Below are 13,162 nucleotides of genomic sequence, written 5' to 3' on the forward strand. Positions count from 1 at the left end.
GCTCAGCAGCGGGTCGACGGGCCGCTCTGGCGGGTGAGGTTGTCGTTGGACATCCAGCCGGCGGTGCTGCTGCCCTCCACGCGGACGTAAGTCCACTTGTTGCCATGCGCGTTGATGACGTAGCAGTGGTACCAGAGCTTCGTGCCGGACTTGGCCAGGGTGACGGACGGGCACGTCTCGTACGGCCCGGTCTCGATGTGGTACGAACCGGCCATGTAGCCGTACGAGCCCGGCGCCGGGTCCCGGTGGCTCCAGCCCGTGCAACTCGTCGACGTCGGGCTGGGCTTGGGGCTGGCGCTCGCGCTCGGTGCGGTCTTCTCGCCGCTCTTGCCGCCCGGCGTGGCCGAGGGGCCCGGCCGCTGGGACGAGCCGGGCGACTCCTTGCCCGGCTGGGAGTCCTTGGACGCGGAGGCGCCGGGCGAGCCGCTGCCGTCGATCCTGCCGCCCCGGCTCGGCTCGTCGCTGCCCGCCGGAGCACTGGCCCCGGGACCGGCCACCTGGGCGCCGCCGGTGTTCGTATCCGACTGGTTGCCCGTCAGGGCGTACGTGATCCCGCCACCGGCGCACACGACGGCGACGGCCGCCGCGACGACCGTACGGCTGCGGCGCCGCGCGCGGCCGCCGGCGGCCCGGCCGCCCGCCGGAGCGGGGCCGCCGGGCGGTGCGCCGTACTGCGCGACGGTCGGTGCCGCGTAGCCGGCGGGCGGCCGGGGGTACGGCGTTGCGCCGTCCACGGGCACGGGTGGCGGCGGCGGGCCGAAGGCCTGGGCGGGGGCCGGCGCCGCGAAGTTCGAGGTACTCCCGGCGGCCACCTGTTCCAGCATTTCGCGCGCCTGGTCGGCGGTGGGCCGGTGCTCCACCTCCTTCGCCATCAGCGCCCGCAGCACCGGCGTGAGCGGCCCCGCGTTCCGGGCCTCCGGAAGCGGATCGGTGACGATCGCCGCCAGCGTGGACCACACCGAGGTGCGGCGGAACGGCGAGGTCCCCTCCACCGCCGCGTACAGCGTCATGCCGAGCGACCAGATGTCACTGGCGGGTCCGGGCTCGCGGCCCTGCGCGCGCTCCGGGGGCAGGAAGTCGAGGGAGCCGACGAGTTCACCGCTGCGGGTCAGCTTGGACATGGCCTCGTCGCCGGACTCCATCGTGGCGATGCCGAAGTCGGTCAGCACGACCCGGCCACCGCGCTCAAGGAGCACGTTGCCGGGCTTCACATCCCGGTGCAGGACGCCGACTTGGTGCGCGGCGTCGAGCGCGTCCATCAGCTTGGCGCCGATCGCCGCAGCCTCGCGCGGATCCAGCGTGCCGCGCTCCGCCAGCACATCGTCGAGCGAGGGCCCGTCGACGAGTTCCATCACGATGACCGGCAGACCCTGCTCCTCCGTCACGTCGTGAACGGTGACCACACCGCTGTGCCGGATCCGTGCGGCGGCCTGCGCCTCCCGCTGCATCCGGGTGCGCAGATCGGCCAGTTCGGCGGGGGAGGCGTCGGTGTAGGCGCGCAGGATCTTGACGGCGACCTCCCGGTTCAGGAGTTCGTCCACGGCCCGCGCGACCACGCCCATGCCGCCGCGACCGATCGTCGCGGTGACCCGGTAGCGCCCTCCGAGCACCTTGCCGATCAGATCTCCGTCGTTCGCTTCCCCCGCTTGCACCGCACGCTCCGTTCCTGGTCCACTGCCGCTTCACCAACTGGCGGCACCAGAGTAGACGGACGTGGACATGTGCCCGTCAGCGCGTACGGACCCGCGTCCGGCGGACGCCGCCCCGGTCGGCACGACCGCCTCAACAGGCATGGTTCCAGGGCCTGTTGTGGTGGTGGCGATACTGGGTCGAGGCTGGTTCCAGCCGCGGGTGATGTTCGTGCCCCGGTCTGTCGGTGCCGCCCGAACGCGCGGCACCCCGGCTGCGGAGGAGCTGTCGACGGCCGAACCGCCCCCGCGCCCCGGCAACCGCTCATCACGGGGATGCCGCTCATGGTCGTCGGAGCGGGCGCGGATCCCGGCCCCGGCACGGGCAGCGGGCGAACTCCGCGCGGGGATGTGCGCGGCGGGGTAGTTGGCGGCCGGGGACAGGCCCGGCAGGCGGCGCCGGGGCGTCTGGAAACGCCACCGGCCGGTGGCCTCCCGCGCCATGAAGGCGCGAGGGAGACCACCGGCCGGTGACCGGGCGGCGGACCGTCACATGGGGTCGATGCCGGCGCTGCTGCCCGGGTCGCTCTCGCGCTTGCTCTGCTCCTCGAGCCGCCGGGCCTTGTCCTGGAGCCGCTGACGCTCCTGCGGGTCCTGGACGCGCTCGGCGGCCTTCTGCATCTCCTGGGCCTTCTCACGCATCTGGCGGGCGCGGCCGGACTCGTCTGCAACGCTCATGATCACTCCTGAGATCTGTGGGGAGAGCGGTTGCAACCAGCGAAGCAGGGCCCTCGTCCCTACGCATCCCGAATGGTTACGCACAGTCATAGTCGCAGGGCAGACATCCGCCGTCCGGTGGGCGCGGGCCGGAAATCCCGCCACGGAACGCGACCGGTCCCTCACCCGCCCGGCGGCGTGGTGCCCTGGAAGCGTGCCAGGTCGGAGGGGCGTACCTGGATGACCAGGAGGGCGATCACCGCGGCCAGGAGCGCGAAGATGGCGGCCATGATGAACGCCGCGGTGATCCCGGAGGTGAGCACCTGGTCGCTCCACGGCCGCGGCAGCGCTCCCGTACGCCGGAACATGACGCGTTGTGCCGCGCTCGCCTGGCCGAGGAACTTGGGGACCTGGTCGGCCGCCTCGTTGCGGCTGGCCGTGCCGAACACCGTGACCAGGATCGACAGGCCGAGTGAACCGCCCACCTGCTGGGTGGCGTTGAGCATGCCGGAGGCCGCACCCGTCTCGTGCCGGGCGACACCGGAGACGGCCATCAGTGTCAGCGAGACGAAGTTCATGCCCATGCCCAGTCCGAACACCAGCATCGGGCCCAGGATGCTGCCCGCATAGCTGGAATGGATGTCCGTGAAGGTGAGCCAGGACAGTCCCGCGGCGGCCAGCACGGAACCGGTCACCATGAAGGGCTTGGGCCCGAACCTGGGCAGCAGCCGGGAAGCCGTGCCGGCGCCCACCGCGATGACCGCGCTGACGGGCAGGAACGCGAGCCCCGCCCGCAGCGGGCTGAAGGCGAGCACGTTCTGCACGAACAGGGTGAGGAAGAAGAACATGCCGAAGATCGCGGCAGCGAGGCTCAGCATGATGCCGTAGGTGCCCGCGCGGTTGCGGTCGGCGAACATGTGCAGCGGGGTGATGGGCTGCTGCGAGCGACGTTCCACCAGGACGAACGTGGTGAGGAGCACCACGGCCGCACCGAAGGACCCCAGCGTGAACGGATCGCGCCAACCCTCCTGGGCGGCCCGGATGAAGCCGTAGACCAGCGTGACCATGCCGAGCGTGGAGGTCAGCGCGCCCAAGAGGTCGAAGTGGCCCGGATGGCGCTCGGACTCCTTGATGTACCGGGGCGTGGCCAGCACGATCAGTGCCGCGATCGGCACGTTGACGAAGAACACCCAGCGCCAGTCGAGCCATTCGACGAGGACGCCTCCGGCGAGCAGGCCGATCGCGCCGCCGCCCGCCGAAACCGCCGCGAACACCCCGAACGCCCGGTTGCGTTCCAGGCCTTCGGTGAAGGTCGTGGTGATCAGTGCGAGTGCCGTGGGCGATGCGATGGCAGCGCCGACGCCCTGTAGGGCGCGCGCCGCGAGCAACTGGCCGGAACTCTGCGACAGTCCGCCGAGCAGCGAGGCGAGCGCGAAGAGCGCCACTCCGGACATGAACACGCGGCGCCTGCCGAGGATGTCCCCGGCCCGGCCGCCGAGCAGGAGCAGCCCGCCGAAGGTGAGCGTGTACGCGCTGACCACCCAGGCCAGGTTCGTCGTGGAGAAGTCCAGCGCCCGCTGGATGTGGGGAAGGGCGATGTTCACGATGGTGACGTCGAGCACCACCATCAACTGGCATGAGGCGATGACGAGGAGCGCGATCCCTTTGCCGCCGCCTCTGATGCCGGGGGCGGCGGTCGCTGTCGTGGGTGTCGGCTGGGAAGACGTCATGGCGAGCCTTGCCCTCGTACGAGGGACGGTGGACGGTCCCGTCCACCCTTCGACGGTATGCCCGGCTCCGGGGCGTCTCCAGTCGATCAAGCTCGGCCCGCGCCGCCGGCCGCGGCGGTCCGAGTGGGCTGGCGACCCGGCGGTTCGGCGTGGTCCCCTTCTGATCAGTGGCCGTGGCTGGAAATCGGCTGTGGCCCAGGGTGCTCAGGGGGAAGGACAGTATGACGGCGAAGGACGGACGGCACAGGTTCTGGAAGCGGAGGGGCACGGCGGGGCCCGCGCCCGCGACGGGAGCGAAGCCCCGGAGCGACGGCGGGGCGAAGTCCGTCCGGAAGGACCGGACGAAGTACGGCCCGACGCCGAGCGCACGCGACAAACGCGGCCGCCGCACCGGGCGGGCGGGGCTGCCCGGCTTCCTCACCCGGCTGGTCATCGGCGTACTGATCATCATCGGCGGATGTTTCGGGATGGCCGAGTCCGCCCGGGACGCCAACCGTGCCGCCGGGTTCACCGGTGGGACCGGAGTGGCGCACCTGGGCAGCTGCACGGCGCACAAGGGCCCGCGCGGATCGACGTCGTACGAATGCTTCGGTGTGGTCAGCCCGCTCAGCGCGGCACCACGGGCCGAAGGCGGCCTCGTCCTGATGAAGAACCTGTCGACCGACAGGGCGGGAAGAACCGAGCCCGTCAGCTGTACTCCGACGGGCACCTGCGTCCCGACGGGCGCCCACGCCACTTTGGGCAGCGTCCTCGCCCTGTGCCTCATGCTCGGTCTCCTCGGCCTGGGGGCGGGATTCATCACCGGAGCCGTGCTCGCCAGATGGCCCCGGCTCGCCGCCCGCTACGGTCCGCAGGCCCGCCGGGGCATGGCGTGGAGCTGCGGAATCCTGGGGGTCACGGGGGCGGGGGTACTCGTCGCTTACGTGGTGACCTAGCGCCGGGGATCCCCCCATGGGTGCTGGAGAGGGCGATGGTATGCATTCGGCCAAATCCCGCTACCGCGGGTGTACCCCGGGCGCGGCGTGGGACCCGGCACGCATGATCCGAACCTGCTTGGGCACACGCATGCATCACGAGAACAGTGACGGCTTCTTGGGAGGACACCTCATGGCAGCGGCGCGGCTGACGGGACCGGAACGGGCGGACCGGACGGCGACCACCACCATGGAGCCGGGAGCCGGCGAACTGCCCTGGATCGAGGACGCGGGCAAGATCGCCCCCCGGGACGCGCGTGAGTTGTCGAAGACGTTCTTCGACCGGCTCCAGGTGCTGGAGGAGGGCACACGCGAGTACCAGTACGCCCGGAACACGCTGATCGAGATGAACCTGTCCCTGGTGCGCTTCGTGGCGAGCCGGTTCCGCAACCGCGGCAGCGGTGAGATGGAGGATGTGATCCAGGTCGGGACGATCGGTCTGATCAAGGCGATCGACCGGTTCGATCTGTCGCGCGAGGTCGAGTTCACCTCCTTCGCGGTGCCGTACATCGTCGGCGAGATCAAACGCTTCTTCCGCGACACCACCTGGGCGGTCCATGTGCCGCGCCGGCTCCAGGAGTTGCGTGTGGAGATCGCCAAGGGCAAGGAGCGGCTGGCCACCGAACTGGACCGGGATCCGACGGCGAAGGAACTCGCCGACTATCTGGAGGTCAGCGAGGAGGAGGTCATCGAGGGGCTGGTCGCCTCCAACGGCTACACCGCGGGTTCGTTGGACATGTCCGCCGACGCGAGCGAGGGCGGGCAGCTGGCCGCCACTGCCAAGAGCCGTACCCTGGCCGACTTCATCGGCGAGGAGGACCCGGGGATGGAGCGGGTCGAGAACCTCCAGACGCTGGCGCCGCTGATGGAGCAGCTCGATGAGCGGGAGCGCCGGATCGTGACCATGCGCTTCGGTTCGGAGATGACCCAGTCCCAGATCGGCGCGGAGCTCGGCGTCTCCCAGATGCAGGTCTCCCGGCTGCTCTCGCGCATCCTGGCCAAGCTCCGCACGGGCATGCTGAGCGAACAGGCCTGAGCGTTCGAACCCCGTCAGGCCCCGGCCGGGAGGTAGCGGCCGGGGCCTCACGGGCCGCACGGGCGGGGCTGTACTACGGGTGCACTGTGGAGGCGGACAGGCCGCGGCCTGTGGAGGGGCCGCACTGGTGGAGGCGGACAGGCCGACAGACCGTGCTGTGGAGGCGGACAGGCCGACAGGCCGTCGGCGGCCGGCTGGCACGCGCCCCGGCAGAACAGCCGGCCGTACGGGATCGCCGCCGGGAACAGGGCGGGCAGCGCCGAGGACATCGTGCTCAGGGGCAGGTCCTCGGGGCGTACGTCCTCAATCGCGATCGCGTGAAAGGCGACGGTGGCTCAGGGGCGGGTCTGGCCGTAGTAGCGGCTGATCAGATCGCGGTAGGTGGGATCGTCGAGGTGGGTCGCGGGCTCGAATTCGGGGGAGTCCTTGACCTGGTCCCGAGTGAGGTCGACGTAGATCTTCTTCTCGTCCGCGTCGAGCTTGGTGACCGTGCCGGCGGGCAGCAGGACACGCTTGCCGAAGATCCACGGCCCGGTGTCCACCACGACATAGGCGGAGCCGACTTCATCGGAGTGCACGTCGACCTTTCCGATGCTTCCGTCGGCCGCCTCCACCTTCCAGCCGCGCAGATCCGCCCCGGCCAGGTGGCCACTCGTGTCCCGAAACCCCCACCACGCGTACTCGTGCTCATGCATCGAAAAGACCCCTTTCGCGTCGGTGATACGGGTCTGACTAGGTACGTCTGGCCCCTTGAGGGGATCTCAAACGGGCGGGTGGGGAAATGCCGCATACTGTCGCCGCCTTCGGCATGGCCGATCACCTGACGCAGGCTTGACAGTCACAGACCTGACATATGTGGGGACACGGAAGATGACCACGCAAGACCACCGCGCCGACCTCGACCACGAGCTCATCGAGGCCGCCGCCCGGATCGCGCGGACCCGCTGCCGGGGTGAGAACCACACCATGGCGGCCGCGGCCCGGAGCCTCGACGGCCGGATCATCACGGCCGTGAACGCCTACCACTTCACCGGAGGGCCCTGCGCCGAACTCGTCGTGCTCGGCACGGCGGCCGCCCAGGGCGCCTACGACCTCGACACGATGGTCGCCGTGGGTGACCGGGAGCGGGGCGTGGTGCCGCCGTGCGGCCGGTGCCGCCAGGTCCTGCGGGACTACTTCCCGGACCTCAAGGTCATCGTCGGCGCGGGCGACACTCTCCGTAGTGTGCCCATCGCTGATCTGCTGCCCGAAGGCTATGTCTGGGCAGACCACCAGCTCGACACCGAGTAGCCCACCGCGCCACACGCCGCCCGCCCCGAGTGCCAACTCGGAGCGTGGCGGCGGTCGTTGATGCTCAGTCGGTCGGCGGGCTGACGAAGACGATGACGGAGGCGAGCTGCTCCCGCCGGGGACGGGTCTCGGTGTCGCCGAGCCCGTAGTGGGTCTCGACGCGGTCGACGACCAGTGGGTGGCCGGTGGCCCACAGAGTGACGGTCTGACCGACGGCCGGGACGGGCAACGGGCCCTCGAACATGCCGAGTTCGACGGCTTCGTGGCCGCCGCTGGCATGGACGAACGTCATGATCTGGCGGGTGTGCCCGTGGTCCTGTTCGGCGTCGGCCTTGTCGCGGGCGGCGAGGGTGTGGGCGATGGCGTCGGGAAGGCTCATGAGGTCATCATCGCTGCCGGCGCCCGAAGCCCGAAGGGGCGCCGTCGGCGCGGGGCGCCTCTTCGGGGCGAACAGCTTCCCTCCGTGCCCGCAGGGAAGCTCCCCGACCCCCCTCCGACAGGCACCCGCTGAGGCAGAATGACCCCGGTGGCCATTGCGGACACCGTGGCCCCGACCCCGTAGCGCAGGGGGCGACCTCCGGGATCCCACGGTGTCGCCGGTGAGGGGTGTGGGGCGTGGTTGTGGCGGTGGGGTTCTTACCGGTACGGCGATTATGGGCGCGGCGGGCAACGACGGGGGCGGGGTCGGGGCTGCAGCGCGCGCAGTCGTTCATGATCATGGCGACGCTGCTCTACCGGGCGAGCCATCTTTCGGTCGGTGTCCTCGCGGCCGCCCAGCGCCGCTGGGACCATCCCCTGCAGTACGCGGGACTCGCCGTGGCCCTGGCCGTGAGCGCGCTGTGCTACGGCTCGGCCCTGCGGCGCGGCTGGTTCGACCGGCGGCACATCTGGGCGGACATCCTGGTGACCGGCTGCCTGGTGCCGCTGGTCCTGTGCGGCTGGGGCGGCGCACACGATCCCGCCACGCTCGGCTGGGCGACGCTGCTCGGCGGATCGGCGAGCGCCACCGCGGCCATCTGTCTCGAACGGTTCCCCGTCCTCGTGGCGGTCGCGCTCCTCGTGGTGACCCACATCCTCGCCTACCAGGCGGTGGGCGCGGGCTCCGCGATCGTCGCGGGCCACGTCAACTCGCTGCTGTCGTCGGCCGTGATGGCCTGGGCCTTCTGCTGGTACCTGCGCCGCCAGGGCCGCCTCCTCGACGACGCCAACGCCCGCGCGCTGGCCGCCGAGGCGAACAAGGCGCGATACGCCGAGCGGCTGGAACACCACCGTGCGCTGCACGACACCGTCCTCGCCACGCTGACCACCCTCGCGGCCGGCGGAATCGACGCCAACGCCCCCGAGGTGCGGGAGCGTTGCGCCCGCGAGGCCGCCTATCTGCGCCGACTGGTCCAGCAGAGGGCCGAAGAGTTCCATCACCGGGAGATCGGGGCGGCCCTGGAGGAGGTGATCGGCTGTGAGGAGAGTCTGCGGCTGCGGGTCACCGCCCAGTACCACGACCTGCCGAAGGTGCCCCCCGAGGTCGCCGCCGCGTTCGCCGACGCCGTGCGCGAGGCCCTGAACAACGTACGGCGGCACGCGGAAACCGGCCACGCCTACCTCACCGCGACCGGGGACCCCGACGGAGGCGGGGGAGCCGTCGTCACCGTGGTGGACCGGGGGCCCGGATTCGACCCCGAGCGGTACGTGCCCGGCCTGGGGCTGCGCTGTTCGATCCACGGCCGCCTTGCCGAGGTGGGCGGCCGGGCGACGGTCGACACCGCGCCCGGCGAGGGCGTACGCGTGGAGCTCAGATGGCCGGGGTGATCACCGTCGCGGCGGTCGACGACGACCGCATGCTCCTCGACGGCCTGCGCGTCTGGCTGGGCGGGGTGCCCGAACTGCGCCTGGTGGCGACCGCGGCCACCGTGGCGGAGCTGCTCGGCGAATCCGGCCACGAACTACCGCACCACAGCGGTGAGTTGGTGCGCACGACGCCCGATGTCGTCCTCCTTGACCTCCTGCTGCGGGACGGCTCCACCGCCGCCGACAACATCCGGCGGTTGCTGCACACCGGCAGCCGTGTCCTCGTGATCAGTACCGTCCCGGAACGCTCCCGGATCATCGAGGCCGTCCGGGCGGGCGCCGGCGGCTACCTCACCAAGGACAACGACCTGCCGACGCTGGTCGCCTCCATCAAGGACATCGCCGCGGGCCGCAACGCCCACTCCGCGGAACTCGCCTTCGCCTGCGCGCACGACACCAGCCCCGCCCGTCCGCGCCTCTCGCCGCGGGAGCGGCAGATCCTGCTCGACTACGCGTCCGGGATGACCCTCAAGTCCGCGGCCCGGCGCGCCGGCATCACCGTCCACACGGCCAAGGACTACCTGGACCGGGTCAAGGCGAAGTACCAGCAGGCGGGCCGGCCCACGTACACCAAGCTCGATCTGGCCCGCCGGGTGCGCGAGGACAGTCTCGACGGGGGCTGACCCGCCCGGAGCGGGCTCCGGCGCAAGCCCCCCAAACGGACGGCTACAGGGGGCGGCCACACCTTTCGTATCGTCATGCGTGGCGGGGCTCGGGGGAGGCCCGCACGGGGGAGGGAAGAGCCGGTTTCAGCACGTCCGGCCGGTGTTGACAGACGGCCCGTTCGCGCAGCCACGCGACGAGCGGGCCGTTCACCCGGCGGACCGGTCCCCTGGGGGCGCATCCGGGGCTCCAGCTCGACCAGTACGCACAACTCCCTTTCCCCGCGCACCAGGAGAGGCAGATGCCGAAGCCCTACGACCGCACCGCGACGGGCCGTGACGGCCACCACCCCAGGCGGGGGGAACTCATCGGCAGGGAAGCCGAAATGGCACGGATCGCCGCCGCCCTTGACGCCGGCCGGTCGGGGAGGGGCGGCGCGGTCTTCGTGATCGGTGAGCCAGGTGTCGGCAAGACCCGGCTCGCCGCCGAGGCCGTCGCCGAGGCCGCCGGGGCGGGCATGATCACGGCCCGGGGACGGGTGAGCGGGGTGGGCCCGAGCGTCCCGTACCGGCCGCTGGTGGAGGTGCTGCTCCTGCTGGCCCGTGACGGTCTGCTGCCCGAGCCGGGCGAGCTCGGGCGGTACGGGCCGGTCCTCGGTCACCTGCTGACGGACACCGGCGGCACGGGCGCCGGCGCCGCGTCCCCCATCATGGTCGCCGAGACGGTGCTGCGCGCGGTCACGCTCATCGGACGGCGGGGCTGCCTGCTCGTCCTGGACGACCTGCACGACGCCGACGCCGCGACGCTCGCGGCCGTCGAGTACCTGCTCGACAACATCGCCCACCAGCGGGCCGTGCTCCTGCTCGTCGCGGGCCGCGAACCGTGCGCCGCGACCGAACTGGCGGCGCGGGCCGGACAGTGCGGGGCCGCGAGCACCGTCGACCTGCGACCGCTCGGCGGCCCCGACGTGCACCTCCTGGTCGCGGCCGAGCTGGGTATCGCCCCGGCCGAGGTCGGCGGGCGTCTCGTCCAGCGCGCGCTGAACAGCAGCGCGGGCATTCCCTTCGTCGTCAAGGAACTCGTCCGCGACTTCACCCTCCACGCTCTGGACGACATCCCGATGCCATCCGTGCCGTCGGCCGTCGCCGACAGCGTCAGACGCCGGGCCGAGCGGCTCGGCCCGCTCGGCCAGGAATTCCTCGGCATGGCGGCCCTGTTCGCAGGGCGCCTCCCGCTGCCGGTGCTCCAGCACGCGATCGGCTGCGACCACCGGGATCTGTCCGCGACCCTGCGCGCCTGCCTCGCGTCGTCCCTGATCGTGGCGGACGGGCCGGGCGCGCAGGGGTACGCGTTCCGGTACCCCCTGGCCGCGCAGGCCCTGCTGGACGACCTCGGACCGGGAGAGCGCGCCGGGTACGCTCGGCGCGCGGCACGCGCCGTGGCCGAACTGCACCCGGGACTGCCCGGTGTGTGGTGCGCACGAGCCGCCGAACTCCATGGACATGCCGGTGACAGCGGGCAGGCGATCCGGCTTTACTGCGAGGCGGCCGAGAGAGCCACGACCGACGCCGCGGCGCCGCTGCTGATCCGGGCCCACGAGCTCATCGAGCCCGGCACCGTACCCGAACTGCAGGCCACCGTAGTGGAACAACTTCTCGACGCCGTCGCCCACTCGGCCCGCTTCGACCAGGTGCCCGCGCTCGTCGCCACGCTGGAGAACCTGGACGGCGAGCACGGCGTGCCCGCGCAGCGCCGGGCCGGGATGCACGCCCGGCTGGCGGGCATCGCCACCCTGATGGGCCGGCCCGCCCAAGCGCTCCGGCACCACGACATCGCCCGCTGGCTGCTCGGCAGCCGCCCCGAGCCCGCCCAAGCCGTCCTCGTGGACCTGGCCGCGGCGCAGACGGAACTCAACCGGTTCGCACCCGACCGGTTGTCCACGGCCGCCGGATTCGCCCGTCGTGCGGTGGCGGCGGCCGAGCGCGCCGATCTTCCCGCCGTGGTCTGCGAGGCCCTGCTGGTACTCGGCCAACTGGCCTGCGAACAGGACGAGTCGGCCGCGACGACGTACTTCATGCGTGCCTGCGCGATCGCCCACGCACGCGCGCTCCCCGCCCTGCGGGTGAGTGCCGAGGCCCACCTGGCACGGATCGCGATGCGGCACGACGGCCGCGCCGCCGCCTTCGAACAGGCCCGGCTGGACGCGCTGCGGATGGGCGTACTGCCCCTGGCGCACGAGAGCGGCGCGATCCTCGCCCTCGACGAGATCCGGCGCGGCGAGTTCGAGGCGGCCCGCGACCGGATCCACGAGACGGCAGCCGAAGCGGCCCGGCTGGGCCTTGGCCGGGCCCTGTCCCTGCTGAGGCTGGCCGACGCGGTGCGGTACGCGCACCAGGGCCGGCGAGCCGAGATGCAGGACGCGCTGGAGCGACTGGCTCCGCTCCTCGACGCGGCGCCCGGCGTGCGGTCGATGGCGTACGGGCTCGCGCGCGGGTTCTGTTCGCTCCTTGAGGACCAACACGAGGACGCCGAGCGGGAGTTCGCGCAGGCGCTCGCGTACGACGCGGAGAATCCGGCGGCCGTCGACTTCGGTCGGCACGGCATCGTCCTGCTGCTCGGCGTGCTCTCCGGGCGCATGGGCCGACGTCATTACGCCGACGCGATGCGGGCGAGTGCGGCCGCCGCCCGCTGGAACCGCCCGTTCGCGGGCCTGGCGGACGCGGTGCTGCTGGGCCGCGAGGGCCGCTTCGCCGAGGCGACGGCAGCCGCGAGCGCGGCGCTCGAAGCGGCCGAGATCTACCCGGTGGCGCGCCACCTGTGTCTGCGGCTGGTGGCCCGGTCGGCGTACGTGGACGGCTGGGGCGCGCCGGTCGACTGGCTGCGGGAGGCCGAGGAGTACTTCCACGGCCGCGGCCTCCAGGCCGTCGCCGGCGCCTGCCGGGCCTTGCTGCGCCAGATGGGCGCACCGGTGCGGCAGCGGCGCACGGGTACCGAGCAGGTGCCGCCCGATCTGCGCCGGTGCGGCATCACCGTCCGCGAGTTCGAGGTGGCCAGGCTGCTCGCCGAGCGGATGGGCAACAAGGACATCGCGGTCCGGCTGCACATCTCGCCGCGCACCGTGGAGAAGCACGTGGCGAGCCTCCTGCAGAAGACCGGCCACCCGAACCGGGCGGCCTTCGCCGGCGCCGCACCGGGCCTGCTCACCGGTTCGGGTCCGGCCGTGCCGGTGCGCGTGTAGCGCTCCGCCGACGTGGCGTTCGACGGCTGTGGGCGGCCGCGGCTGGTCGTGCGGTCCCCGATACCACCGGCGTGCCACGAGACCGCCCAGCCGGGCCGCCC

General features: G+C 72.2%; 11 protein-coding genes. 6 read left to right on the plus strand and 5 right to left on the minus strand.

Annotated features, from left to right (window positions below):
• Positions 1–2: 2 nt before the first annotated feature.
• The 3 genes from OG522_RS33485 to OG522_RS33495 all read right to left on the minus strand — a co-directional run bounded on the left by OG522_RS33485 (position 3) and on the right by OG522_RS33495 (position 4,075).
• Positions 3–1,652: a serine/threonine-protein kinase gene (locus tag OG522_RS33485; protein WP_329466797.1), complete on the minus strand. Its 1,650-nt coding sequence runs from the start codon at positions 1,650–1,652 to the stop codon at positions 3–5.
• A gap of 525 nt (positions 1,653–2,177) precedes the next feature.
• Positions 2,178–2,366, minus strand: coding sequence for a DUF6381 family protein (locus OG522_RS33490; protein ID WP_329466798.1), 189 nt, complete (start codon positions 2,364–2,366; stop codon positions 2,178–2,180).
• Between the two features lie 161 nt (positions 2,367–2,527).
• Positions 2,528–4,075: an MFS transporter gene (locus OG522_RS33495; protein WP_329466799.1), complete on the minus strand. Its 1,548-nt coding sequence runs from the start codon at positions 4,073–4,075 to the stop codon at positions 2,528–2,530.
• Between the two features lie 221 nt (positions 4,076–4,296).
• Here OG522_RS33495 and OG522_RS33500 point away from each other — a divergent pair, with 221 nt between their 5' ends.
• Both OG522_RS33500 and OG522_RS33505 read left to right on the plus strand, forming a co-directional pair.
• Entirely contained in the window at positions 4,297–5,010 is a 714-nt protein-coding gene (locus OG522_RS33500) for a hypothetical protein (RefSeq protein ID WP_329466800.1), read from the plus strand.
• A gap of 172 nt (positions 5,011–5,182) precedes the next feature.
• The gene (locus OG522_RS33505) at positions 5,183–6,085 is read left to right on the plus strand and encodes an RNA polymerase sigma factor SigF (RefSeq protein WP_443074777.1); all 903 of its coding nucleotides are present in this window, start codon (positions 5,183–5,185) and stop codon (positions 6,083–6,085) included.
• A gap of 335 nt (positions 6,086–6,420) precedes the next feature.
• Here OG522_RS33505 and OG522_RS33510 read toward each other — a convergent pair whose 3' ends face one another.
• Positions 6,421–6,780: a PRC-barrel domain-containing protein gene (locus tag OG522_RS33510; protein ID WP_329466801.1), complete on the minus strand. Its 360-nt coding sequence runs from the start codon at positions 6,778–6,780 to the stop codon at positions 6,421–6,423.
• Between the two features lie 175 nt (positions 6,781–6,955).
• Here OG522_RS33510 and OG522_RS33515 point away from each other — a divergent pair, with 175 nt between their 5' ends.
• Positions 6,956–7,375: a cytidine deaminase gene (locus OG522_RS33515; RefSeq protein WP_329466802.1), complete on the plus strand. Its 420-nt coding sequence runs from the start codon at positions 6,956–6,958 to the stop codon at positions 7,373–7,375.
• A gap of 64 nt (positions 7,376–7,439) precedes the next feature.
• Here OG522_RS33515 and OG522_RS33520 read toward each other — a convergent pair whose 3' ends face one another.
• Positions 7,440–7,754: a hypothetical protein gene (locus OG522_RS33520; protein ID WP_329466803.1), complete on the minus strand. Its 315-nt coding sequence runs from the start codon at positions 7,752–7,754 to the stop codon at positions 7,440–7,442.
• A 332-nt stretch (positions 7,755–8,086) separates the two neighbouring features.
• On the opposite strand from OG522_RS33520, the gene OG522_RS33525 reads away from it, so the two are divergent.
• From OG522_RS33525 to OG522_RS33535, 3 genes are all read left to right on the plus strand, one after another.
• The gene (locus tag OG522_RS33525; RefSeq protein WP_329466804.1) at positions 8,087–9,181 is read left to right on the plus strand and encodes a sensor histidine kinase; all 1,095 of its coding nucleotides are present in this window, start codon (positions 8,087–8,089) and stop codon (positions 9,179–9,181) included.
• On the plus strand, positions 9,169–9,843 hold the full coding sequence (locus tag OG522_RS33530) for a response regulator (RefSeq protein ID WP_329466805.1): 675 nt from the start codon (positions 9,169–9,171) through the stop codon (positions 9,841–9,843). The genes OG522_RS33525 and OG522_RS33530 overlap by 13 nt, the downstream gene beginning before the upstream one ends.
• A 281-nt stretch (positions 9,844–10,124) precedes the next feature.
• On the plus strand, positions 10,125–13,061 hold the full coding sequence (locus OG522_RS33535) for a helix-turn-helix transcriptional regulator (protein WP_329466806.1): 2,937 nt from the start codon (positions 10,125–10,127) through the stop codon (positions 13,059–13,061).
• The last annotated feature ends 101 nt before the right edge of the window (positions 13,062–13,162 follow it).

The sequence above is a fragment of the Streptomyces sp. NBC_01431 genome (assembly GCF_036231355.1).
Taxonomy (GTDB): domain Bacteria; phylum Actinomycetota; class Actinomycetes; order Streptomycetales; family Streptomycetaceae; genus Streptomyces.